The organism is Pseudomonas sp. LB3P31 (assembly GCF_054897945.1).
Genome location: NZ_CM142710.1, coordinates 4358253 through 4381895 on the forward strand (window position 1 = coordinate 4358253; position 23643 = coordinate 4381895).

Here is a 23643-nt window from a genome sequence, read left to right on the forward strand (position 1 = left end):
AGGCAGTGGGCGGCGCGAGTGTGAAAGGCCTGACAGACGTTTAACCGGGAGTGTCCGATGCGAGGCGCCGTGCCATGAAATGCAACGCCGGAAACAGCAGCGCCCAGAGCACGCCGATGCCCACCAGCGTCGGCCAGGGCCCAAAAGGAAACTGCACGCCGGCCAGCTGGCTGCCGGCGTAATACGACAGCGGCCCGCCGAACGCACCCAGTCCACTGGCCAGCCACCAGGGGCTGGCGCTCCAAGCGAGGCAGTGGCGCAAGGTCGTGGCCAGCAGCGCCCATAACACCATCAGCCACAGCGGAATCAAGGGCGTAACTTCGGTGAAATCGAACACGCCCAGCCAGCGCAATGTACTGTCGACGGTCGTACCCAGCAGGACCACGCTGAGAATCAAGCGGCCTTCATCGCTCCAGCGACTTACCCACAGCAGATGGATCACCAGAGCTGCAAGTGCTACCAGCAACCACAGACTGTCGCCACCCAATACGCAAGCGAACCAGCCCACCTGGAACAATACGGCGTTGGCCAGGCGTTCAAGCATCAAATCGACCCAGCAGCGGGGCAGTGATTGCCGCCGGTTTGGCCAACAGCATCTGCGCGGTGCCGATGGTGCGCTCTAGGAAGCCACCTTCGCAGTAGCACAGGTAGAACTCCCATAAACGCAGGAAATGATCGTCGTAACCCAACTCGCCCAGGCGGTTGTGCGCCCGGCGAAAATTCTCGTGCCACAGGCGCAGGGTCTTCGCGTAGTGCAGGCCGAAGTCCTCCATGTGCAGCAGGTTCATGTCGGTGTCACGGCTGACGATCTCGAGCATTTTCTGCACGCAGGGCAGGGCGCCCCCGGGAAAAATGTAGCGCTGGATGAAGTCGACATTGCTCTTGGCCTGCTCGTAGCGCTGGTCGCGAATGGTGATCGCCTGCAACAGCATCAGCCCGTTGCTCTTGAGCAACTGCGCGCATTGCTTGAAGTAGGTCGGCAGAAAGCGGTGGCCGACGGCTTCGATCATCTCGATCGACACCAGCTTGTCGTACTGGCCGGTGAGGTCGCGATAATCGGACAGCAGCAGCGTGACCTGGCCCTGCAACCCCAGTGCCTCAATCCGTTGCGCGGTAAAGGCGAACTGCTCTTTGGACAGCGTAGTGGTCGTGACCTTGCAGCCATATTGCTGCGCGGCGTACAGCGCCATGCTGCCCCAGCCCGTGCCGATTTCCAGCAGGTGATCGGTCGGCTTGAGGGCGAGCTTCTGGCAGATGCGCTCGAGCTTGTTCAGCTGCGCCTGTTCAAGGGTGTCCTCGGGCGTGAGGAACTGTGCGGCGGAATACATCATGGTCGGGTCGAGAAACTGCTCGAACAGGTCATTGCCCAGGTCGTAATGGGCGGCGATGTTCTTCTGCGAGCCCTTGCGGGTATTGCGGTTGATCCAGTGCAAACCGCGCACCAGCGGCCGACCGAGTTTCGCCAGGCCGCCCTCCAGCGCGTCCAGCACTTCCAGGTTGCTGACAAACACCCTGACCACGGCGGTCAGGTCCGGGGAGCTCCAGTAGCCGTGAATGAATGCTTCCCCGGCGCCAATCGAACCGTTGCTTGCGACCAGGCCCCAGACCGCAGCGTCGAGAATCTGTATCTCGCCGAGCAAATGACTGCCAGGACTGCCGAACAGCTGGCGCTCGCCGTCTTCGACGATGACCAACTGCCCGTGCTTGAGGTGCGCCAATTGCCGCAATACCCCGCGACGCAGCAACTGTCCCGTGATGCCGTTGGTATTGAACAGGGAGGCCTTGGCCGAAACGTCAGGGGATTTCATGGCGGCAGTCCTTGGGGACAACAGTGGCGGTTTGAACGCTGCCGTTGGCAGGTTGATGAGCAAAAACAGGTGCACCCTTGAGCAGCAGGCGAATGGCCTGCCAGTAAATCGCCAGGCAGGTTTTCGCGGTCATCCAGGGAAAACGCCGCAAGTAACGGTGCAGGCTGGCGCGGTCGAGGACTTCGCGTTCGAGGTTGAGCGTGGCGTCGAACAACTTCAGCTCGCCTTGCCAGTCCGCCATGTGCACGCCCAATTTTGCGGCGGCAGGGCTGAAGCTCATCCGGTACTCAAGATCCCGGGGCAGGAAAGGCGACACATGGAACGCCTTCGCCACCGCGAAATGCTGGTGAAAATCCGCCAGGCTTTGCGCAGGTTTGGCCGGCAGCACGTAGTGATAGCGCTCGTGCCAGGGGGTGTTAGTGATTTCGCAGAGAATCGCTGCCAGTTGACCATCGGCTTCATGGCAATAGAAAAAACTCACCGGGTTGAACGACAGGCCCCAGCTGCGCACTTGGGTCAGCAGGCAGATTGCACCTTGCGGTTCATGCCCGATGGCCTGACCGACCTGTTGGCGCACCGCATCGATCAGGCGCATGCCGTTGCCGGTGAAGGTTTTCAGGTAATCGGTTTCACGAAACGAGAACGGCGCCAGGCGGCTGTGCCCCGACAGGGGTGAGAGTCCGAGTACGGCGTCCTGCTCGTCGAGGTCCAGGTACAGCAAGCCGATCCGGTAACGGAAGGCGTGGCGCCGGGGACTGAAGCGCCGATGGGCGATCCAGCCGCTGTAAAGGGCGCTGTTCACAGGGTTTCTCCCAACGCCGCAGCCACGCGCAGTGCGCTGACTACGCCATCTTCATGGAATCCGTTGCCCCAGTAGGCACCGCAATACCAGCTGTGGTTGGCGCCATTCAATTCTTCCCAGCGAGCCTGGGCGGTGACGGCGGACAGGCTGTACTGCGGATGCGCGTAGGTATATTTGGCGAGCACCTTGAACGGACTGATGCCGGCGCTCTGGTTCAGGCTGACGCAGAACCGGGTATCGCTCTGAATCCCTTGCAGCAGGTTCATGTCGTAGGTGACGGCAGCGGATGTATGGCCGGCGCCGTTGAGCCGGTAGTTCCAGGCCGCCTGGGCGAGCTTGCGCTCCGGCAACAGGCGCGTGTCGGTATGTAACACCACTTCGTTGTCGGCGTAGGGCAAGGCGCCGAGGATCGATTGCTCGGCAGCGCTTGGTGCGGCCAGCAGCTTCAGCGCCTGATCGCTGTGGCAGGCAAATACCACCTTGTCGAAGCGCTCGATGCCGATTGGGCTGTGGATAAGTACTCCGTCCTCGTCGCGCTCGACTCGCGTTACCGCGCAGCTCAAGCGGATGCGATCACCCAGGGAAGCGGTCAAAGGTGCGACGTAGGCGCTGGAACCACCCTCGATCACCTGCCACTGCGGGCGATTGCTCACCGAGAGCAGGCCGTGGTTCTTGAAGAAGCGCACGAATGCCAGCAGCGGAAAACCCAGCATGTCGGCCATGGGCATCGACCAGATCGCCGCGCCCATCGGCACGATGTAATGCAGGATGAACCGCTCACCGTAGCCGCCGGCCTTGAGGTACTGATCAAGGGTGGTGTCGACGCTGATGCGCTGTTCTTCGAGGTCGCGCAATGCCTCTTTATTGAAGCGCAAAATGTCGCGCAGCATGCCCCAGAATCCCGGCGACAGCAGGTTGCGGCGCTGGGCGAACAGGCTGTTGAGGTTGTTGCCGTTGTACTCCAGCCCGCTGTCCGGATCGCTGACCGAGAAACTCATTGCCGTCGGCTTGAAGCTCACGCCGAGCAGCCCAAGCAGACGGATGAAATTCGGATAGGTCCAGTCGTTGAACACGATGAAACCGGTGTCCACCGCGTAATCGCGGCCGTCCACGGTGACATCGACCGTGTGGGTGTGCCCGCCGAGCCAGTCACTGGCTTCGAACAGGGTGATCTCGTGGCTGCGGTTCAGCAGGTAGGCGCTGGTCAGCCCGGAGATGCCGCTACCGATGATGGCGATATTCACGGGACATCCTGGATGGGTGGATTGCTGCGCACCATGCGTTTGCCGATCGCCAGTTTGATCCCGTTGGGCATCTTCGATAGCGGCCACAGGGCAGCCATGAACAGCGCCGGAAAGGCGATCTCCAGTGGCCGGTTGTTCAATTTTGCGAAAATGTGCCGCGCCGCTTTATCCACAGGCCAGCTGAGGGGCATCGGAAAATCGTTTTTCGCCGTCAGCGGTGTATCGACAAATCCCGGGCTGACCACCGTGACTTCGATGCCTTCGGACGCCAGGTCGATGCGCAGGGATTCGAACATGTAGCGCAACCCTGCTTTTGAAGCGCCGTAGGCCTCGGCCCGCGGCAGTGGCAGGTAGGTCACGGAACTGGCCACGCCCACCAGGTGCGGCGCGGAGCCGGCGCGCAACAGGGGCAGGGCGGCTTCAACGCAGTAGGCGCTGGCGAGCAGGTTAGTGCGCACCACGTGCTCGATGATCGAGGCGTCGAATTTTTGGGCGTCGACGTATTCACAGGTGCCGGCATTTAGGATCACGGTGTCGAGTGATCCCCATTGCTCGGCGATCTCTTCACCGATTTCGCGCACCGTCTGGCTGTTGGTCAGGTCGCCGGCGACGACCAGGACCTGCCCGGGATAACGTTGAGCCAGCACTTTCAACGGCGCCGTCGAGCGTGAGCTGACGGCCAGGTGGGCGCCGGTCTTGAGTATTTCTTCGGCCAGTGCGGCGCCAATACCGCTGCTGGCGCCGGTCAGCCAGTAACGGCGTGGAGGTGTAAGACTCATCCCATTCTCCTTTGCAGTCCGGCGATCACCGGGCCCCTGGCAAACTGTTCGGCAAAGCGCCGCGCGAAATCATTCATGGTCGCCACCGGCTGCCCGCCTCGACGGCAGATTCTTGAACGCGGTCAGCGCCCGCTGGCGGGAAGTGCTCAAGTTGACGATCGGCGACGGATAGTCAGCGACGCCGAACAGCCCGCCCACGTTCGCCGGGTTGTGCACTTCCTTTTTGTTCAGCCCATCCAGTTCCGGCAGCCACTGTTTGATGAACACCCCTTCGCCGTCGAATTTTTCCGATTGGCTCAGCGGATTGAAAATCCTGAAATACGGCGCCGAGTCGGTGCCGGTGGACGAGCTCCACTGCCAGCCGCCATTGTTCGCCGCCAGGTCGCCGTCGATCAGGTGGCGCATGAAAAAGCGCTCGCCTTCGCGCCAGTCGATCAGCAGGTTCTTGGTCAGGAACATTGCCACCACCATGCGCAGGCGGTTATGCATCCAGCCGGTTTCCAGCAGCTGGCGCATGGCTGCATCAATAATCGGCAAACCGGTACGCGCCTCTTGCCAGGCCAGCAGTTCTTCAGGCGCGTCACGCCAGGCCAGCGCTTCGGTTTCCGGGCGGAATGCGCGATGCCGGGAAACTCGCGGATAGCCAACCAGGATGTGCTTGTAGAACTCGCGCCACAGCAGCTCGTTGATCCAGGTCACGGAACCGACCTTGCCGCTTTCGAACTCGCCCTGATTACTTTGCAAGGCCGCGTGCAGGCACTGGCGAGGGGAAATCACCCCGGCAGCCAGGTAGGCGGACAGCTGGCTGGTACCAGGTTTGGCGGGGAAGTCACGCTCGCTTTTGTAGTAGTCGATCTGCGCGTCAACAAAGGTGTCCAGGCGACGCTGGGCTTCAGCTTCACCGGCAGGCCACAGCGAGCGCAAGTGTTCGCTCGGGGTGGCGAAGCCTTCAACGCTCACCGGCACCTTGTCGCTCTTTATGTTCATCGGGTTCTGAGGTGCGGGCGCCGGAACCCGTCCTGGGAGCGAGCGATGCAGGCGTTCGTAGCAGACTTTGCGGAATTGGCTGAAGACCTGAAAGTAGGTACCGGTTTTGGTCAATACGCTGCCGGGCTTGAAGAACAGCTGGTCGAGGTAGCTGTAGAAATCGATGTCGGTGGCCCGGAGTGCCTCGGCCACCTGCTCGTCCCGGCGACTTTCGTGCACGCCGTATTCCTCGTTGACGTGCACCGCGTCGATCTTCAGTTGCTGGCACAGGTCGAGCAATACTTTCGACGCTTCATCCCAATGCGACGCGGTGCGGATCAGCAGGGGAATGTTCAGTTCGCCCAGTGAGCGACTCAGTTCGCCAAGGTTGCGCAGCCAAAAATCCACTTTGCAGGGGGCGTCGTCATGTTCCAGCCATTGCAGCGGGCTTAACAGGTACAGGGCCACACACGGGCCGCGAGCAGCGGCAGCCGAGAGGGCGGTGTTGTCATGCAGGCGCAGGTCGCTGCGCAGCCAGATCAATTGCATGCTGGTATCCGCTGAACGCATCAGATGACCCCCCGCAACACCAGTTCCTGCTGCGCCGACAAGGGATCTTCGGCGAGGAACAACCCGGCAATTTCGGAGGTTCTTGCAGGCAATTCAGCGTGGTGGATACACACCGTCGGTCCGGCAATAAATTTTGGGCAACTGATTCCATTCAAAAGTTTCGGCAGCTGTGCAAGGTTCATCGCCTTGCTGGAATACAACAGCACGCCGCGCGCTTGCAGGTGATCGACTGCCAGGGCCAGTTCGCCGGTCGGCAGCGGCCAGTCGAGCACTTCGACCGGACAATCGGCGCTGCTGATCAGCCAGGCGGTGAGCCACAGGTTGGGTTCCAGTGGCAGGTCTGACTGGTTGACCAACAACAGTGGCGCGCTGCGCAGCTGGCGGTTGTTGTGGTAAATGCGCGCGCCGAACTTGCTGCGCAGCCAGGAATAGAAAAAACCTCGCTCCATTTGTGCGCCGAACTGCCCCTGCCAGCGTTGTTCCAGCTCATTGAGCAGCGGCATCAACAGTTGTTCACACAAGGTGCGTGGTGGATACAGCGCCATCGCCTGATTGACGGTGTCGTCAAGGGTGCGCTCGTTCAAGCCAGTGACAGCCTGCAGCAATGTCTGGCGCAGCACGTGCCAGTCGTTCTCGATCGGTTCGCTGATGACTTGCGGAGTGTCGAGCAGTTGCTTGACCTGGCTCACGGCCACGCCGCGATTGAGCCAGGTCAAAATGGTCAGGATGCGTTGCACATGCTCGGCCGAGAACAGCCGATGCCCCTTGGGCGTGCGTTGCGGCACGATCAGGCCGTAGCGCCGTTCCCAGGCGCGCAGGGTGACGGCGTTAACCCCGGTTTGCCGGGCCACTTCGCGGATCGGCAGCCAGCCTTCATCCAGGGCTTTCTTGAAATCATCGCCGAGGTCTTCGCTGGCGCTGGTGTCGAGTTGATTAATCATTAGATCGCATTTCGCAGGCTGAGGTTTTCCGGGTGCGGTTGCAGGTAAACCTGTTGCGCGATGTAAGGATCGGGGTGTTGGCGGAAGTGATGCTTGAGCAGGGTCATGGGCACTACCAGCGGCACGATGCCGTGGCGGTACTGACCAATCACGTGCTGCATTTCCTGTTTGTCTTCTGCGCTGATGGCCTGTTTCAGGTAGCCGCTGATGTGCTGCAGGACATTGGAGTGGGTGCGCCGGGTGGCGCACTTTTTCAAGGCTGCCATCAGCTCGGTGAAATAGCGCGGGCCGATTGTTTCAGGGGCGGTCTGACCCATGCTGCCCAGCAGGTTGCCCAGAGTCTTGTACTGCACCGGGTTGTGGGCCATCAGCAGGTATTTGTAGCGCGAGTGGAAGTCGGTGAGGCCGCGGCGACTCAGGCCTTCTTGCAGCAATTGCTGCCAGGCGCTGTAGGCGAACACGCGGGTCAGGAAGTTCTCGCGCAGCACCGGGTCATTGAGCCGGCCGTCTTCTTCCACCGGCAGGTCTGGATGGCGCGCGCAAAAGGCCTGGGCGTAGATGCCGCGCCCGCCGCCATCGACCGGCGCCCCGTTGGCGTGATAGACCTTGACCCGGTCCAGCCCACAGGACGGGGATTTCTGCATGAAGATGTAGCCACAGATGTCGTCCAGTTCGGCGGCCATTTTTTCGCCATAGGCTGCCAGCGGCTCGGTGACATTAAGCTCAGGGTCGACGGTGCCGATGGCCTGGGGATGATCGGGATCGCCGACCAGGCGAATTGGTTGGCGCGGGATGCCCAAGCCAATCGCGACTTCCGGGCACAGTGGCACGAAGTCGAAATATTCGGTGAGGGTGCGACTGCACAGCCGCGATTCCTTGTGGCCACCGTTGAAGCGCACTTCGGCGCCCAGCAGGCAGGCACTGATGGCGATCTTCGGTTTCACGGCGGAGTGGGACATCGGGGCACCTCGAATCCAGACCTGTACAAATCATGAGATCTGTACAACATGTCTTCATCATAGATTCGAAGCTGTACAAGTCAAATGATTTGTACAGGTTTTATGCGAGGTGTTTGCGCTCACTGTGGGAGCGAGCCTGCTCGCGATGGTCGTCAACGATGACGCAGGGAACTGAATGTACACGGCTTCGGTAGGTTCTTCGCGAGCAAGCTCGCTCCTACAGAGGGTTTAATTCCAGCCCAGGATCCAGGCGTCGCTGTTTTTCAGGGTTTGCCAATCCAGCCGCTGGCCGCGCTTGGTCAACACCGCCTGCAACTCAACTTCCAGAACCACACCTTCCTCATCCCGGAACAACTCGGTTACCAGAAAATGTTTCTCGCGGTGTTGCGGCTGGGCTGCCGTCCACTTCGACAGCAGCAATTTGCTCGGGTTGATGCGGTTCACTGCAGGTGCTCGTGCAGACGGCGCGCAGCTTCCTGGCCGCTGAGCCATGCGCCTTCGACGCGGCCGGACAGGCACCAGTCGCCGCAGGCATAAAGGCCCAGGTCGGCGTCGGCCAGGGCGCCCCATTCGTGGCTGCTGGCAGGCCGGGCATAGAGCCAGCGGTGGGCCAGGCTGAAGGTTGGAGCGGGCATCGCGCTGTGCAGCAATTCGGCGAACGCGCCATGCAATTGTTCGATCACGGCTTCCTTGGGCAGGTCAATGTGCTGCCGGCTCCAGGCGCTGGTGGCATGCAGTACCCAGGTATCCAGCGTGGTATCACGCCCGGGTTTGCTGCGGTTGCGGGCCAGCCAGTCGAGCGGGCTGTCCTGGACGAAGCAGCCTTCCATCGGCGTATCCAGCGGCCGCTCGAACGCCAGGGCGATGGCCCAGGTCGGGTCCATTTTCACCCCGGCGGCGGCACCCGCAAGCTTCGGCGCCGAAGCCAGCAAGGCGGTCGCCTGCGGGGCAGGGGTGGCGATCACCACATGGCTGAACGGCCCATGGGTAAAGCCCTCGGCGTCCTGCAGGTGCCAGTGTTGTTCACCGCGATAGACTTCGGTAATCCGGCAGCCGAACTGCACTTCCAGATCGCCCAGCAGCCCGCGGGTTATCGCGCTCATGCGCGGCGTACCCACCCACCGAGTCTGTTCATCCGGGGACAGGTTGAGCTGGCCGCCGTGGAAGGTATACAGCTGCGGCGTCCACTCGGCGACCCAGCCCTGGGCTTGCCAACGCTGCACTTCGGTGGAGAAGCGCCGGTCGCGGGCAGTGAAATATTGCGCACCCATGTCCAAAGCCCCCGCATCGCTGCGTTTGCTCGACATGCGACCGCCACTGCCGCGGCTTTTATCGAAGAGTTGAACAACGTGCCCGAGCTCTGTCAGGGCTTGGGCGGCGGAGAGCCCGGCGATGCCGGTGCCGATGATTGCGATAGGTACAGTCATAGGGGCCTCGTTTACCTTTCTGTACAGACTACGCCGTGGATTAAACCTGTACAATATTGTTTTTTGGTATAGCTTTTAGCGTTCTAGTTCTGACAGCTTGGCCTATTGTTAAAACAGACACTGCCCGATACCAAAGATCCCTGCTTATAAAAATAGACTAGTGAGCAGGATAAAAGGCCACGCGAGGAAGAAGTCATGCACATATTGCTGACCGGCGGTACTGGTTTGATCGGACGCCAACTCTGCCGACACTGGTTGAGCCAAGGACACACGCTGACTGTCTGGAGTCGCCAGCCTGACAAAGTGGCGAAAATCTGTGGCGAGCAAGTGCGTGCGGTGGCGCGCCTGGAAGACCTCGGACAGGCAGTTGTCGACGCCGTGATTAACCTGGCGGGCGCGCCGATCGCCGATCGACCCTGGACATCCAGGCGCAAGGCGCTGCTGTGGAGCAGTCGCATCACTTTGACTGAAACCTTGCTGGCCTGGCTGGAAAGCCGCAAGCATAGACCTGCAGTGCTGATTTCCGGCTCCGCTGTCGGCTGGTACGGCGACGGCGGTGAGCGCGAGCTGACCGAGGAATCGGCGCCGGTGATAGACGATTTTGCCAGTCAGCTGTGTATTGCCTGGGAAGAGACTGCCCAGCGCGCGGAAGTCTTGGGCATTCGGGTAATCCTGATTCGAACGGGGCTGGTGCTGTCGGCTGATGGCGGCTTTTTGTCGCGCCTGCTGCTGCCCTTCAAACTCGCTATGGGCGGGCCTCTGGGCAATGGGCGGCAATGGATGCCGTGGATCCATATCAAGGATCAGATCGCCCTGATTGATTTTCTTCTGCACCAGAACACTGCCAGCGGTCCTTATAATGCCTGCGCGCCGAAACCGGTGCGCAATAGCGAATTCGCCAAGACCCTGGGGGCCGTGCTGCATCGCCCTGCGTTCATGCCGATGCCGGCCCTGGCGCTGAAAGTGTGTCTGGGGGAAATGTCCCTGCTGTTGCTGGGTGGCCAGAAGGCCATGCCGGTGCGCTTGCTGGAAGCGGGTTTCACTTTCCAGTTCACCGATTTGCGCGCGGCTCTGGACGACTTGTCCAGCCGCCTTTGAAATAGGACGTTGCATGACCGATCACGCGTTGCTTCTGGTCAATCTGGGCTCGCCTGCCTCCACTTCGGTGGCGGATGTGCGCAGTTACCTCAATCAATTTCTCATGGACCCGTACGTGATCGACTTGCCGTGGCCGGTGCGACGCCTGCTGGTGTCGTTGATCCTGATCAAGCGTCCGGAACAGTCGGCCCATGCCTACGCTTCGATCTGGTGGGAGGAGGGCTCGCCGCTGGTAGTGCTTAGCCGTCGCCTGCAGCAGGCGATGACTTCGCAGTGGACACAGGGCCCGGTTGAACTGGCCATGCGCTACGGCGAGCCGTCGATCGAAACGCAGCTGGTGCAACTGGCTGCCAAGGGCCACAAGAAAATTACCCTCGCACCGCTTTATCCACAGTTCGCCGACAGCACCGTGACCACGGTGATTGAAGAGGCCCGGCGAGTGGTGCGCGAGCAGAAGCTCGATGTGCAGTTTTCGATCCTGCAGCCGTTTTACGATCAGCCGGAATACCTCGACGCGCTGGTCGCCAGTGCCAAACCTTATATTGCGCAGGACCACGACCACCTGTTGCTGAGTTTCCACGGCTTGCCCGAACGGCACCTGACCAAGCTCGATCCCACGGGGCAGCATTGCTTCAAGAACGAAGACTGCTGCAAGAATGCTTCGCCAGAAGTATTGGCCACCTGCTACCGCGCCCAATGCCTGCGCACGGCGTCGGAATTCGCCAAGCGCATGGGGCTGCCGGACGGCAAATGGTCGGTGGCATTTCAGTCGCGTTTGGGCCGGGCGAAGTGGATCGAGCCCTACACCGAGGCACGCCTTGATGAGCTGGCCGGGATGGGAGTGAAAAAGGTGTTGGTGATGTGCCCGGCGTTCGTCGCCGATTGCATCGAGACCCTGGAAGAGATCGGAGATCGCGGCTTGCAGCAGTTCCGCGAAGCGGGGGGCGAGGAGTTGGTGCTGGTGCCTTGTCTGAACGATGATCCGCAGTGGGCGAAGGCGTTGAACACGTTGTGCGAAAGAGCGCCTTTGGCGCTGTAAAAGCTTCGCGAGCAAGCCCGCTCCCACAGGGGATATGTTAACGACACATGTCCAGTGTGGGAGCGGGCTTGCTCGCGAAAGCGTCCTGTCAGCCTGTGAAAACCTTGAGCCTGCTTAAATCAGCGGCTCATCCGCCTTCTTGTGCTTCCAGCTGTCATTCCCCGGCAGCAACAGGTTCAAGGCAATCGCCACCACCGCGCACAGCGCAATGCCCTTCAGGCCGAAGTCATCCGGACCAGTGCCGGTGCCGACCAGCACTCCGCCAATACCAAATACCAGGGTCACCGAGACAATCACCAGGTTACGCGCCTCGCCCAGGTCGATCTTGTGGCGAATCAACGTGTTCATCCCCACCGCAGCGATTGAGCCGAACAGCAGGCAGAGAATCCCGCCCATCACTGGTACTGGAATGCTTTGCAGCAGTGCGCCGAACTTGCCGACGAACGCCAGGCTGATCGCGAAGACCGCCGCCCAGGTCATGATTTTCGGGTTGTAGTTCTTGGTCAGCATCACCGCTCCAGTCACTTCGGCGTAGGTGGTGTTGGGCGGACCGCCGAACAGGCCGGCTGCCGTGGTCGCAATGCCGTCACCCAGCAGAGTGCGGTGCAGGCCCGGCTTCTTCAGGTAGTCGCGACCGGTCACGCTGCCGACTGCAATCACGCCGCCGATGTGCTCGATGGCGGGCGCCAGGGCAACCGGAACGATGAACAGGATCGCCTGCCAGTTGAACTCGGGCGCAGTGAAGTGCGGGATCGCAAACCAGGGTGCGGCGGCGATCTTCGCCGTGTCGACCACGCCGAAGTAGAACGCCATGGCAAAGCCTACCAGCACGCCGGAGATGATCGGCACCAGGCGGAAAATACCTTTGCCGAACACTGCAACGATCAGGGTGGTGAGCAGGGCGGGCATCGAAATCAGCATTGCCGTCTGGTAATGAATCAGTTCGCTGCCGTCGCCAGCCTTGCCCATCGCCATGTTAGCGGCAATCGGCGCCATGGCCAGGCCGATGGAGATGATCACCGGGCCAATCACCACCGGTGGCAGCAGACGGTCGATGAAGCCGGTGCCTTTGATCTTCACGGCGAGGCCGAGGAAGGTGTAGACGAAACCTGCCGCCATCACGCCGCCCATGGTCGCCGCAAGGCCGAATTGGCCCTTGGCAAGAATAATCGGGGTAATGAAGGCGAAGCTCGATGCCAGGAATACCGGAACCTGACGGCCGGTGACGATCTGGAACAGAATCGTCCCCAGACCGGCGGTGAACAGCGCCACGTTCGGGTCAAGGCCGGTAATCAATGGCATCAATACCAGGGCGCCAAAGGCCACGAACAGCATCTGCGCGCCCGACAGTACGGTGCGCCAGAGCGGATCGTTGAACTCATCCTGCATGCTCAAGCGTCCTTCTGCTTGGTGCCGAAGATCTTGTCACCGGCATCGCCCAAGCCCGGGATAATGTAACCGTGTTCGTTCAGGCGCTCGTCGATCGAGGCGGTGTAGATGGTCACGTCCGGGTGAGCCTTCTCCACAGCAGCGATGCCTTCTGGCGCTGCCACCAGGACCATGGCGCGGATGTCGCGGCAGCCGGCTTTCTTCAGCAGGTCGATGGTCGCAACCATGGAGCTGCCGGTAGCGAGCATCGGGTCGATAATCATCGCCAGACGTTCGTTGATTTCCGGAACCAGTTTTTCCAGGTAGGTGTGAGCCTGCAGGGTTTCTTCATTGCGGGCTACGCCTACAGCGCTGACCTTGGCGCCCGGGATCAGGCTGAGCACGCCTTCGAGCATGCCGATACCGGCGCGCAGGATCGGCACCACGGTAATTTTCTTGCCGGCGATTTTCTCGACCGACACGGTGCCGCACCAGCCTTGAATATCGTAGGATTCCAGGGGCAGGTCTTTGGTGGCTTCATAGGTCAGCAGGGCACCGACTTCCTGAGCGAGCTCGCGGAAATTCTTGGTGCTGATGTCTGCGCGGCGCATTAGGCCAAGTTTATGGCGGATCAGCGGATGGCGGATCTCGAGGATGGGCATGGGAAAAGCTCCGGCGGCGGGCAAAAAAACCGGCCTAGATTAATCTATCCGAGGGTGTTGTCCTATAGACATAGAGTACGTTAGTCCACAAAGGCTTGATCTGGCCGGGCTTGATGCGTACCTTTGCCCGCTTTTCCGTACTTAGCCCCCCCGATACCACCCCCAGGAGAGCACCATGTCCGCTGATCTCGAGCATATCCGTCAAATCATGCGAGAGGCTGACTGCCTGTACACCGAAGCTGAAGTCGAGGCGGCCATCGCCCGCGTCGGTGCGCACATCAACGAACAAATGGCTGACACTAACCCGGTGGTGTTCTGCGTGATGAACGGCGGCCTGATTTTCGCTGGCAAGCTGCTCACTCATTTGCACTTCCCGCTGGAAGCGTCCTACCTGCACGCCACTCGTTATCGCAACGAAACCAGTGGCGGCGATCTGTTCTGGAAAGCCAAGCCGGAAGTGTCGTTCATCGACCGTGACGTGCTGATCATCGACGATATCCTCGATGAAGGGCACACCCTGGGCGCCATCATCGATTTCTGCAAACACGCCGGCGCGCGCAAAGTGCACACCGCCGTGCTGATCGACAAGGACCACAACCGCAAGGCGCGCCCGGACCTGAAAGCCGATTTCGTCGGACTGCCATGCATCGACCGCTATATCTTCGGTTATGGCATGGACTACAAAGGCTACTGGCGCAACGCCAACGGCATTTTTGCCGTCAAAGGAATGTAAGCAATGACCACGCCGAGCTTTCTTGATCAAACGCTGTTCGCTGAACTGGCCGAGAAAGCTGCGGCGAATCCGCGCGGACGCCAGCATCACAACTTCCACCAGATGGAAGATGCCTGCCACCGCATGGCGGTAGGCTTGCAGCCAAGCACCTATATTCCGCCTCATCGGCATTTGGGTGATAACAAGGCCGAGACTTTGCTGGTATTGAAGGGGCGTCTTGGCTTGTTGATCTTTGATGAGGCCGGCGCGGTGGTGAGCAAACGCATCCTGCAGGCGGGTGGCGACAGTATTGGCGTTGATCTGCCTACCGGTGTATTTCACGCCATTGTGGTATTGGAAGCCGACAGCTTGATGTTCGAGTGCAAGGCCGGCCCGTATCGCCCCGTAGGTGAGGGTGAGCTCCCAAATTGGGCACCGCGTGAAGGTGAGCCTGGCGTGGCTGAATACCAGGCCTGGATGCGCGCGCAGTTCGATTGATAAACACCACTCCAATGTGGGAGCGGGCTTGCTCGCGAAAGCGGTGTGTCAGCCACAAATATGTTGCCTGACACACCGCCTTCGCGAGCAAGCCCGCTCCCACAGTGAGTTCTATTTCCACATGCTAAAGTGCTCGGCTTCATCCCGGGAGCCTGTCATGAGCCTTTTGATTCGCAGCTGCGCCTTTTTGTTGCTCACATTCAGCCTGCCACTTGTGGCCGCCCCGGCGCCAATGCACGCACAGTTCCTGCCCCCGGACGACCTGACCCTGCGCGGCGCAGAACCCGAACAGCAACAACTGCTCCAGGTCACCGAATACTCAGTGGTCGTCGCCAGCCAGCGCCAGTCCAACCAGCAACCCATCCCCGTCACCTCACCGCTGATGATCCGCCTCAAGGGCAAACCCCTGAACAAGGGCGCGACCATCAATCAAGTGCTGGTCAACTTCGACGGCGAAAGCAAAAGCCTGAAGAAACCGACCTACGACAGTTCGAGCAAAACCCTGACGCTCTTCTACCCCATGGCGCAATACCGGGTAGTGATCGACTTGTTGCGCAACGACACGGTGTATTGCCAGTTCCTCAGCTATGCCAATGGCCATATCTGGGCCGATCTGCACACTGGCAGCGTTCGTCCGCGTTGAGTGAGGCGCCAAGTGAGGGGTAAACTGCCCGCCCCGTGAAATGTCTGCGAGCTGGAGTCGGCGATGCGTAAAGATAAGAAACAAGTGATTGGTGACGAGATTGGCGATGAGCAGATCAAGTTGTTTCTCAATTTCGAGCCGGTCGACGCCACTTCGCCGTCGCTGCACAAGCTGATCAAGGCTTACCGCGGTTTGCGGATCGATGATTTCGAGCGTTTTCTGACGTTTTTTGTCGAGGCCGGATACGACCTTGATGGCAAGGATGAGCAGGGTCAGGATTTTGTTGCGGTGATCAAGGATCAGCGTAATGCGGCCGAATACATCGAGCTCATCAACAAGGCTCGTGGCTGAAGGTAATAAACAAGATCAAGAGATCGCAGCCTCGTTTCACTCGACAGCTCCTACGGATATACCCAATTTCATGTGGGAGCCGTGTAGGAGCTGTCGAGTGAAACGAGGCTGCGATCTTTTGATTACACAAAAAAATGCCCCGACATACGGGGCATTTTTCATGGGGCGCAAATCAAGCGTAGCTTTCAGTCTCGCTACTGGCTTCAACCAGCTCCAACGCAACGTTGTTCTGCACATTGATCTTGCGATACAACGCAGCATCGGTTTCCAGGACTTTTTCCCGAGCAGGGAAGATTTCCGCCAGCTTGGTCGCCCACTCGCCGGCAGCTTTGTTCGGGAAGCATTTCTCGATCAGCTCCAGCATGATCGAAACAGTCACCGAAGCACCCGGCGAAGCACCGAGCAGTGCCGCCAGAGAACCGTCCTTGGACGCGACCAGTTCGGTACCGAACTGCAGAACGCCGCCTTTTTTCGGATCCTTCTTGATGATCTGCACCCGTTGGCCGGCCACTTCCAGGCGCCAGTCTTCGGCTTTCGCCTCGGGATAGAAGCGACGCAGGGAATCCAGGCGCTGCTCCATCGATTGCATGACTTCACTGACCAGGTATTTGGTCAGGTCCATGTTGTTTTTCGCCACGGCGAGCATTGGGCCGATGTTGCCGGCGCGAACCGACAGCGGCAGGTCCATGAAGGAACCGTGCTTGAGGAACTTGGTGGTGAAACCGGCGTAAGGCCCGAACAGCAGGGACTTCTTGCCGTCGACTACGCGAGTGTCCAGGTGCGGCACGGACATCGGCGGCGAACCCACGGCAGCCTGGCTGTAGACCTTGGCCTGGTGGTGCTTGACCACTTCCGGGTTGTCGCAACGCAGCCACTGGCCGCTGATCGGGAAGCCGCCGAAGCCTTTGCTTTCCTCGATGCCGGAAGCCTGCAGCAACGGCAGGGCCGCGCCGCCAGCGCCAAGGAAGACGAACTTGGCGTCGACTTCGCGGGTGCTGCCGCTGTTGACGTCCTTGATGCTGACGGTCCAGCCACCGTTGTTGCGCTTGAGGCCGGTGACGCGCTTGCAGTACTTGACCTGGGCATCGGGTGCACTGGTCAGGTGCTTGAGCAATTGATTGGTCAGCGCGCCGAAGTTGACGTCGGTACCGTTCATCACACGGGTGGCGGCCAGGACTTCACCGGCCGGACGCCCCGGCATCATCAATGGCATCCACTCGGCCATGGTGGCCTTGTCCTCGGTGTATTCCATATCCGAGAAAGCGTGGTGCTTGCTGAGGACGTTGAAGCGTTCCTTGAGGAAGGAAACGCCGCTGTCACCCTGCACGAAGCTCAGGTGCGGCACCGGGCTGATGAAGGATTTGCACGAGCCGAACGTGCCCTTGCGGGTCAGGTACGACCAAAACTGTTTCGACACCTCGAACTGGGTGTTGATGTGCACGGCTTTCTTGATGTCGACGGTGCCGTCGGCGGCCTGTGGCGTGTAGTTCAGCTCACACAGCCCGGCGTGGCCGGTACCGGCGTTGTTCCACGGGTTGGAACTTTCCGCAGCACCGGAATCCATCAGCTCGACGACTTCCAGCTTGATCGCGGGGTCGAGCTCTTTGAGCAGTACGGCGAGGGTGGCACTCATGATGCCGGCCCCAACCAGTACTACGTCGACTGCTTCGTTATGCGCCATTTAACGCGTCTCCAAAATCTGCAGCACCAATTTGTCGGCATGGCTGCCAGGAGTGACGGGGCGTGACAGTGATGCCCCAGGTACCCATGGCCAGGATCGCCATGTCCGAATCTTCGCAATTTATCGCAACTTCGACGGACGCTACCGGCCGGGCTTATGGGTTACATGAACTCATTTAAGCGCGCGGGAGGCAATTCGACTTATGGTCGATACGTCCGTTTGTGCAACCAAATCCGTAGCGGACAGGCTTCAGGCTCCGGTGTTCGAGGAGTACTCGGTCCTGTGTCGTTGGGCTGTATCAGACGCTAATGGTGCATGTTCAGACGCAAAACTATTCATTTGCTCGCCACACTCTTGTGAAGTTGTGAAAACCCGTTTTTTTCACGCTCTTTTGAAGACGTGAACCTCAAAAAGGGCTGTCCCAGCCTGGCACTGTGCCCGGATGGATTGCCTTCATGGAATACATGACAGGCAAAACGGGCAAACGGCTCAGTGACCGAGCGTAATGACAGCTCTGCAGATTCGCGAAAAGTGGGGGTTTTGCTCAGGAAACAGCAAGCACGCCAGCTTCACTCGATCTGTGTGGGCGGCTCTCTGTGGGCGATATAGAGGGTCAATACAAACGCATTGACGATGTTGCGGGGCCCGATCAGGAGACGTCCTTATAATCGGGGGGAGATTGTAGCGAAGAAACGCAGGGAAATGGGCGTGTTTTATGACTTTTGTTCGGCGTCTGCTCAGGTGGCCAGCATCCGTTGCCCGCGCGCACGAGGCTGGCGCTGGCTGACACGGGCACTTTGGGGTAAAGGCTGATGCAGCCAGTTGAGGCGGATCTCGTCGATTTCGACCCAGCCATCGCCCATTGGCTGGAGACTGCACTGCTTGAACGCCTGGCAGTGACCCTGGCGGTCGAGCAGGGCGAAGCAGCGGTGCAGCGGACGCGGTGCGAACAGCGAGATGAGAAAGCGCATGGCAATATTCCTCCTTGGGACTGCCTGAAGGTTGGCATTGAGCCGTGACGTCACAGTGTATGAGCGATGACAGGTGTGTGACAGATAACGATTCCTAAATGCCTGTCAGACTTTTCCCTATTTTCGGCGCTGGTTCCCTGTCGTGGCGCACAGCTATACTGCGGCCTTGTTTGTGCCTGATTCTGGAGAGAAGAGCATGTTGCAACGCTTGTTGTTCGGTTTGATCACTGTGACCAGTTTGACCCTCGTCGGCTGCGCCCACAGCCCGCAACAACTGAGCCCGGAGCCGAAGCTGACCACTCAGCTGGCGCCGGTTGGCCATGGCCAGCAGGTGGTGGTCCGGGTAGTGGACGGTCGTCCTTCGCCAACCCTGGGCACCCGTGGTGGCATGTACCCGGAGACCAGCGCGATCACCGTGCAAGGTGCGCAGATCCTGCCGAAGTTGCAGGCCCAGGCCGAAGCAGCCGTACGTTTGCTGGGCTTTACCCCGGTATCCAGCGGCAACAATGCGCCGCAACTGACCGTGACCCTGGCCGAGCTGAAGTATCAGTCGCCCAAGGAAGGCATGTACGTGACCGAGGCGACTATCGGCGCGACCTTCCGCTCCGATGTGCAGAATGCCAATCGTCGCTACAGCGGTCGTTATGGCGCCTCCCTGGATCAGCGTTTTGGCATGGCGCCGAACCAGGAAACCAACACCAAGCTGGTCAGTGACGTGTTGAGCGATGCGTTGACCCGTCTGTTCAAGGACCCGACAGTAGGTCAGGTTCTCGGCCAGTAAGCGTTCGCGGGACAAAAAAAAGCCCGGGACCCGAAATGGCCCGGGCATTTTTATGTCAGGCAGCCTGCGAATAAAAATCCAGCACGCTGATGCCCGTCAGCAGATCCGTCTCCGGCAAGTCCTCATGCTGGTGCCCGCCCAACGCGCAATACACCAGCCAGCGGCGATCCTGAACATTGAAGGACAGGCTTCCCACGAGAGTCTGTTGTTCGTCGCTCGGAGCGATCAGGTAGAGGCGATCCTGGTTTTCTGCGTGCAGCATGACGGTGTCCATGTCGGTTTCGAGGGGCGCCAGACTGCCCCACTCAGATGACGTCCCCGTGACACAGAACAGCATTTGCTCAGTTTTCAGTTTTTTGTCGGAAAGGCGGGGCAGGGGAACAGGCTTTCGGTAGAATCCGCGCCGCAGTCGTTTATCTGGCGACTTGCCACACCTGATTCGCCTGAGGTTCGTGATGTCGCTGCATTTGATGACGCTGTTTACCACCCATCCCGCCAAGCTGATCAACCTGCTGGCCCTGCTGTTGGCCTTTCCGGGCGGCTGGCTGCTGCACGCCACCCGACGCCGCGAGCAGCGTGCGCTGGCCAGTATCGAGACCCAGCGCCAGGTCCGGCCGAGCGTTGAGCCGACGCTGGACTGGGCGACCTTGCGCATGAACCGGTTTTTCTACCGATTCGGTTTTGCGTGCCTGGGGTTGGCACTGCTCGTCTCATGGATCAGCACGCAGTTGTGAACACCGCCTCCCTGTAGGAGCGAGCCTGCTCGCGATAGCGGCGGGTCAGTCGACATCGGTGTCGAATGGCATGCACCCATCGCGAGCAGGCTCGCTCCCACAGTTCTGCATTATTACAGCGCCAACCCAGCCTTCACCCGATACTGATTACGCACCGGCGTAGCATATTGCTGCACCAGATACGGTCGATGCTCCTCAGGGCATTCATCCAGCCGCCGCTGCCACTCCTCCTGGGCCTTGGCCAGCTCATCCGCCGCAAACACCTGCGCTGCCTCCGGCACCTGCAATTGCGGGTCAGCATCCTGCCATTGGGCATAGGCCAGGTAGTGCGCCGGGAACAGGCGGTAGCCACCGAGAATCTGCTTGTCCATCTCGATCGCCAACTGCTTGGTGTCGTCGAACACCTGGGTGATCGGCGCCGCGAAATTCACGTGCACCCGACCCTTGTAGCCGGTAATCCCCTTGGCGATGCTCACGTCATCCTCTCCCGGTACCTTGGTGTAGGTGCCGGTGGTGGCGCGGATGAACAGTTCCCGGGCCTTGGCCTGGTCGCACGGGTCATATTCGTAACTGATCGACACCGGAGTCACGTTCAACGACCGGATTACTTCACCGAACGGCTCGTCCTTGCGGCTCATGTGAAACATCTTGAGGATGGCCGACTCGGTGCGGTCGTCACCGTCCTTGGCCCGACCCTCGGCCTGGGCGATCCAGATCGAGGCACAGTCATTGCGGATCGAGTGATTGATGTACGCCGAGAGCAGTTGGTACGCCGCCATCTTTTCCCGCCGACCGATGATCGAGCGGTGCACGATGAAGCTTTTGTTCAGGCGCATCAGGTCGCTGACAAAGGGCTTCTGCAACAGGTTGTCACCGATCGCGATGCGGGGAGTCGGCAGGCCAGCGTGGTATACGGCATAGTTGACGAAAGCCGGGTCCATCACGATGTCGCGATGGTTGGCGATGAACAGGTACGCGCTGCCGGACTTGAATTGCTCGACGCCACTGTAGGTCACGCCGTCGGTGGCCCGCTCGATGGTGTGGTCGACGTAGACCTCGACTTTGTCCTGCAAGGTCGCCACCGAATTCACGCCGGCGAACTCACGACGCAACCGATGAGCTATAAGAGGTTTGAGCGCCCAACCAAGGGCTCCGGCAAAACGCGGGAAGCGGAAGTGGGTGAGGATATCTAGAAACGCCTTGTCGCTGAGCAGCCGTGCCAGCACCGCTGGGACTTCGCTGTCGTCGTAAGGTCGGATGGTATCGAATTCGCCCATCATGCTCTCTTGTTGGAAACGGCTAGGGTAAGTAAAGGTTTTGATCGAAAACCAACGGGGCACGGTCTGAAAAATAGCCAGACAAAAATAGCCTTGCAAATAGACCGGCGATTATACGCACAAGTCACCTGGGAGACCGCGATGCTGGAAACCGAGCGCTACGAATGTCCGTATTGTGGTGAGGAAGCCGAGGCGGTGCTGGATTTGTCCGGCGGTGATCAGACATATATCGAGGACTGTCCGGTGTGTTGCCGCCCGATAACCTTCGTTCTGCAGACTGACGGTCAGGAATGGTTGCTCGAAGTCCACAGCGAAAACGAGTGAAAGGGGCGTGACATGCAGCGAATCTACGAGCCGGAAAACCTGATGGAAGGGGAGTTGCTGCAAGGCATGTTGGCCAGCGAAGGTATTCAAGCTCATCTGGTCGGGCGGGATCTGATCGGAGGTACAGGTGAATTGCCGATCTACGGCTTGCTCGGGCTATCGGTCGATAATGACCAGGCGGCATATGCCCGGGAGTTGATCAGCGCCTACAATGCCGCGCTGCCGCTGCCCGGGGATGAACCGGAGAGTTTCCCTGGCACGCTGGTCTGTTAGGCTGGCGTTCGTTTGATCAAGAGTTGTGCTGCCCCATGTGTGGACGTTATGCCCTGTTTCGCTGGAACCCCGCTTTCGCGGCCCTGCCTGGTTTTCCCGCCGATCAGCAGGCGCAGTGGAACATTTCTCCCACTGACTCGGTACTGATGTTGCGCGCTGGTGCCGATGGCCAGCGAGAATTGGCCCGTGCGCGTTGGGGGCTGACGCCGCCATGGTTGACCGATCTGTCCCGCACCCCGGCCCATGCCCGCGCCGAAACCGTGGCCGAACAGCCGATGTTTCGCGAAGCCCTGCGCCTGCGCCGATGCCTGCTGCCGGCCAACGGTTTTTACGAATGGCGTGGCACTACCCGCAAGCGTCCGTACTGGCTGACGCCGGGGGAGGGCTCGTCGCTGTTTTTCGCGGCAATCTGGGAAGCTTATCCGGTGCAGGAGCAAGTGTGGCTGAGTACCGCGGTGATCACCCAGCCGGCCGCCAGTCAGCGTCGGCCTTTGATTCTTGACGCCGCAGGGCAGGAAGCCTGGCTTGATCCTGAAACACCCTTGCATGCTTTGCAGGCGTTGCTAGCTAGCGAACCTGCGGCGTTGCGCGAGCGGGTATTGGCCAATCTGGTCAACGATCCAAAGCTCAACGGGCCGGAATGTTTGACGCCGGGGTAGAGGCTGGTACAGGTAATCTTTCGATCTTGTGCGGACCTTTTTCCTAATTGCGCGTCTGTATGTCTGATGTGTCTGGCGCCAATACAAATGCGCGCCTAGGATACCGGCATGTTTCCAAGGAGCTTTTCGATGAACAAGACATTGGTTTTGTGTGCACTGAGCGCAGGTCTGCTGCTCGCCGGTTGTCAATCGGTCAACACTACCAGCGGCGGCGCTGTGGGTGTTGAGCGCAAGCAGTACATGTTCAGCATGCTGTCGACCGATGAGGTCAACCAGATGTATGCCCAGTCTTATCAAAAGACTGTCGGTGAAGCGACCACCAAGGGTGTGCTGGACAAGACCAGCAACGATGCCAAGCGGGTTCAGGCGATTGCCAGCCGGCTGATTGCCCAGGCGCCGGTGTTCCGTCCGGATTCGGCGCAGTGGAAATGGGAAGTCAATCTGATCAAGAGCGACGAGCTCAACGCAAACTGCGGGCCTGGCGGCAAGATTATTTTCTACACCGGGCTGATCGACACCCTGAAGCTCACCGACGATGAAATCGCCGCGATCATGGGCCATGAAATCGCTCACGCCCTGCGCGAGCACGGGCGTGAGGCAATGTCCAAGGCCTACGGTATCGAGATGGCCAAGCAGGGCGCTGGTGCACTGTTCGGCCTTGGGCAGGACAGCCTGGCGTTGGCGGACACCGTGGCCAATTACGGCATGACCTTGCCGAACAGCCGCTCCAACGAAAACGAAGCGGACCTGATCGGCCTGGAACTGGCAGCTCGCGCCGGTTACAACCCGAATGCCGCGATCACCTTGTGGAACAAGATGAGCAAGGTGTCGGAAGGTTCGTCACCGGAGTTCATGAGCACTCACCCGGCTTCGACCAGTCGGATTGCCTCGCTGGAAGCAGCGATTCCGAAGGTGATGCCGTTGTACGAGAAAGCGCCGAAGTCTTGATGGTTCTGTTGCGCGTCTGAAAACGCCATCGCGAGCAGGCTCACTCCTACAGGTCACAGGGTGATCACAAATTTTGTGTCAGCCATACAACCCTGTAGGAGTGAGCCTGCTCGCGATGAACGATAACG

Annotated in this window: 28 protein-coding genes; 12 read left to right on the forward strand and 16 right to left on the reverse strand. The window is 59.9% G+C overall.

Going from position 1 to position 23643, the window contains the following annotated elements:
• Positions 1–40: 40 nt before the first annotated feature.
• The 10 genes from ACYZTK_RS19855 to ACYZTK_RS19900 all read right to left on the reverse strand — a co-directional run bounded on the left by ACYZTK_RS19855 (position 41) and on the right by ACYZTK_RS19900 (position 9496).
• Positions 41–544, reverse strand: a complete 504-nt coding sequence (locus ACYZTK_RS19855) for a DUF2878 domain-containing protein (protein WP_462011385.1) — start codon at positions 542–544, stop codon at positions 41–43.
• Complete coding sequence (locus tag ACYZTK_RS19860) at positions 537–1808, reverse strand: class I SAM-dependent methyltransferase (protein ID WP_462011386.1); 1272 nt, start codon at positions 1806–1808, stop codon at positions 537–539. Before ACYZTK_RS19860 ends, ACYZTK_RS19855 begins: the two co-directional genes overlap by 8 nt.
• The gene (locus ACYZTK_RS19865; RefSeq protein ID WP_462011387.1) at positions 1795–2610 is read right to left on the reverse strand and encodes a DUF1365 domain-containing protein; all 816 of its coding nucleotides are present in this window, start codon (positions 2608–2610) and stop codon (positions 1795–1797) included. The genes ACYZTK_RS19860 and ACYZTK_RS19865 overlap by 14 nt, the downstream gene beginning before the upstream one ends.
• Complete coding sequence (locus ACYZTK_RS19870; RefSeq protein WP_462011388.1) at positions 2607–3854, reverse strand: NAD(P)/FAD-dependent oxidoreductase; 1248 nt, start codon at positions 3852–3854, stop codon at positions 2607–2609. Before ACYZTK_RS19870 ends, ACYZTK_RS19865 begins: the two co-directional genes overlap by 4 nt.
• Positions 3851–4633: an SDR family NAD(P)-dependent oxidoreductase gene (locus ACYZTK_RS19875; RefSeq protein ID WP_462011389.1), complete on the reverse strand. Its 783-nt coding sequence runs from the start codon at positions 4631–4633 to the stop codon at positions 3851–3853. Before ACYZTK_RS19875 ends, ACYZTK_RS19870 begins: the two co-directional genes overlap by 4 nt.
• 69 nt (positions 4634–4702) lie before the next feature.
• Positions 4703–6148, reverse strand: a complete 1446-nt coding sequence (phrB, locus tag ACYZTK_RS19880) for a deoxyribodipyrimidine photo-lyase (RefSeq protein WP_462011390.1) — start codon at positions 6146–6148, stop codon at positions 4703–4705.
• 20 nt (positions 6149–6168) lie between these two features.
• The gene (locus tag ACYZTK_RS19885) at positions 6169–7110 is read right to left on the reverse strand and encodes a MerR family transcriptional regulator (RefSeq protein ID WP_462011391.1); all 942 of its coding nucleotides are present in this window, start codon (positions 7108–7110) and stop codon (positions 6169–6171) included.
• Positions 7110–8069, reverse strand: coding sequence for a YbgA family protein (locus tag ACYZTK_RS19890; RefSeq protein WP_462011393.1), 960 nt, complete (start codon positions 8067–8069; stop codon positions 7110–7112). The genes ACYZTK_RS19885 and ACYZTK_RS19890 overlap by 1 nt, the downstream gene beginning before the upstream one ends.
• A 228-nt stretch (positions 8070–8297) precedes the next feature.
• A complete protein-coding gene (locus tag ACYZTK_RS19895; protein WP_462011394.1) occupies positions 8298–8513 on the reverse strand; it encodes a TIGR02450 family Trp-rich protein in 216 nt (71 codons plus the stop codon).
• Positions 8510–9496, reverse strand: coding sequence for an NAD(P)/FAD-dependent oxidoreductase (locus ACYZTK_RS19900; RefSeq protein WP_462011395.1), 987 nt, complete (start codon positions 9494–9496; stop codon positions 8510–8512). The genes ACYZTK_RS19895 and ACYZTK_RS19900 overlap by 4 nt, the downstream gene beginning before the upstream one ends.
• A gap of 195 nt (positions 9497–9691) precedes the next feature.
• Between ACYZTK_RS19900 and ACYZTK_RS19905 the strand changes: the two genes are divergently transcribed.
• Together ACYZTK_RS19905 and hemH are read left to right on the forward strand one after the other, a co-directional pair.
• A complete protein-coding gene (locus tag ACYZTK_RS19905; protein ID WP_462011396.1) occupies positions 9692–10594 on the forward strand; it encodes a TIGR01777 family oxidoreductase in 903 nt (300 codons plus the stop codon).
• 13 nt (positions 10595–10607) lie between these two features.
• The gene (hemH, locus tag ACYZTK_RS19910) at positions 10608–11633 is read left to right on the forward strand and encodes a ferrochelatase (protein WP_462011397.1); all 1026 of its coding nucleotides are present in this window, start codon (positions 10608–10610) and stop codon (positions 11631–11633) included.
• 114 nt (positions 11634–11747) lie between these two features.
• On the opposite strand, the gene ACYZTK_RS19915 is transcribed toward hemH, so the two are convergent.
• Positions 11748–13022 (reverse strand): uracil-xanthine permease family protein, encoded by a 1275-nt coding sequence (locus tag ACYZTK_RS19915; RefSeq protein WP_462011398.1) that lies wholly within the window; start codon positions 13020–13022, stop codon positions 11748–11750.
• Between the two features lie 2 nt (positions 13023–13024).
• On the reverse strand, positions 13025–13663 hold the full coding sequence (gene upp / locus ACYZTK_RS19920; protein ID WP_462011399.1) for a uracil phosphoribosyltransferase: 639 nt from the start codon (positions 13661–13663) through the stop codon (positions 13025–13027).
• Positions 13664–13838: 175 nt separating this feature from the next.
• On the opposite strand from upp, the gene ACYZTK_RS19925 reads away from it, so the two are divergent.
• The 4 genes from ACYZTK_RS19925 to ACYZTK_RS19940 all read left to right on the forward strand — a co-directional run bounded on the left by ACYZTK_RS19925 (position 13839) and on the right by ACYZTK_RS19940 (position 15867).
• A complete protein-coding gene (locus ACYZTK_RS19925) occupies positions 13839–14396 on the forward strand; it encodes a hypoxanthine-guanine phosphoribosyltransferase (RefSeq protein ID WP_462011400.1) in 558 nt (185 codons plus the stop codon).
• 3 nt (positions 14397–14399) lie between these two features.
• Positions 14400–14873: a WbuC family cupin fold metalloprotein gene (locus tag ACYZTK_RS19930; RefSeq protein ID WP_462011401.1), complete on the forward strand. Its 474-nt coding sequence runs from the start codon at positions 14400–14402 to the stop codon at positions 14871–14873.
• A 157-nt stretch (positions 14874–15030) separates the two neighbouring features.
• Positions 15031–15516 carry a hypothetical protein gene (locus ACYZTK_RS19935; protein ID WP_462011402.1) on the forward strand — a complete coding sequence of 162 codons (486 nt, stop codon included), beginning with the start codon at positions 15031–15033 and terminating at the stop codon, positions 15514–15516.
• 63 nt (positions 15517–15579) lie between these two features.
• A complete protein-coding gene (locus ACYZTK_RS19940) occupies positions 15580–15867 on the forward strand; it encodes a PA4642 family protein (protein WP_462011403.1) in 288 nt (95 codons plus the stop codon).
• Positions 15868–16039: 172 nt separating this feature from the next.
• On the opposite strand, the gene mqo is transcribed toward ACYZTK_RS19940, so the two are convergent.
• Entirely contained in the window at positions 16040–17548 is a 1509-nt protein-coding gene (gene mqo, locus ACYZTK_RS19945; protein ID WP_462011404.1) for a malate dehydrogenase (quinone), read from the reverse strand.
• Positions 17549–18285: 737 nt separating this feature from the next.
• Positions 18286–18519, reverse strand: coding sequence for a hypothetical protein (locus tag ACYZTK_RS19950; protein WP_462011405.1), 234 nt, complete (start codon positions 18517–18519; stop codon positions 18286–18288).
• A 196-nt stretch (positions 18520–18715) separates the two neighbouring features.
• Here ACYZTK_RS19950 and ACYZTK_RS19955 point away from each other — a divergent pair, with 196 nt between their 5' ends.
• Positions 18716–19300: a YajG family lipoprotein gene (locus ACYZTK_RS19955; RefSeq protein ID WP_462011406.1), complete on the forward strand. Its 585-nt coding sequence runs from the start codon at positions 18716–18718 to the stop codon at positions 19298–19300.
• Positions 19301–19355: 55 nt separating this feature from the next.
• On the opposite strand, the gene ACYZTK_RS19960 is transcribed toward ACYZTK_RS19955, so the two are convergent.
• A complete protein-coding gene (locus tag ACYZTK_RS19960; protein WP_266017285.1) occupies positions 19356–19562 on the reverse strand; it encodes a hypothetical protein in 207 nt (68 codons plus the stop codon).
• Between the two features lie 193 nt (positions 19563–19755).
• Here ACYZTK_RS19960 and ACYZTK_RS19965 point away from each other — a divergent pair, with 193 nt between their 5' ends.
• Positions 19756–20034, forward strand: a complete 279-nt coding sequence (locus ACYZTK_RS19965; RefSeq protein ID WP_462011407.1) for a hypothetical protein — start codon at positions 19756–19758, stop codon at positions 20032–20034.
• Positions 20035–20147: 113 nt separating this feature from the next.
• Here ACYZTK_RS19965 and ACYZTK_RS19970 read toward each other — a convergent pair whose 3' ends face one another.
• Positions 20148–21311: a 1-acyl-sn-glycerol-3-phosphate acyltransferase gene (locus ACYZTK_RS19970; RefSeq protein WP_462011408.1), complete on the reverse strand. Its 1164-nt coding sequence runs from the start codon at positions 21309–21311 to the stop codon at positions 20148–20150.
• A gap of 141 nt (positions 21312–21452) precedes the next feature.
• Between ACYZTK_RS19970 and ACYZTK_RS19975 the strand changes: the two genes are divergently transcribed.
• From ACYZTK_RS19975 to ACYZTK_RS19990, 4 genes are all read left to right on the forward strand, one after another.
• The gene (locus ACYZTK_RS19975; protein ID WP_008153387.1) at positions 21453–21635 is read left to right on the forward strand and encodes a CPXCG motif-containing cysteine-rich protein; all 183 of its coding nucleotides are present in this window, start codon (positions 21453–21455) and stop codon (positions 21633–21635) included.
• A 12-nt stretch (positions 21636–21647) separates the two neighbouring features.
• Positions 21648–21908, forward strand: coding sequence for a putative signal transducing protein (locus ACYZTK_RS19980; RefSeq protein ID WP_462011409.1), 261 nt, complete (start codon positions 21648–21650; stop codon positions 21906–21908).
• A 35-nt stretch (positions 21909–21943) separates the two neighbouring features.
• Complete coding sequence (locus tag ACYZTK_RS19985; RefSeq protein ID WP_462011410.1) at positions 21944–22567, forward strand: SOS response-associated peptidase; 624 nt, start codon at positions 21944–21946, stop codon at positions 22565–22567.
• Between the two features lie 129 nt (positions 22568–22696).
• Complete coding sequence (locus tag ACYZTK_RS19990) at positions 22697–23515, forward strand: M48 family metallopeptidase (protein WP_462011411.1); 819 nt, start codon at positions 22697–22699, stop codon at positions 23513–23515.
• The last annotated feature ends 128 nt before the right edge of the window (positions 23516–23643 follow it).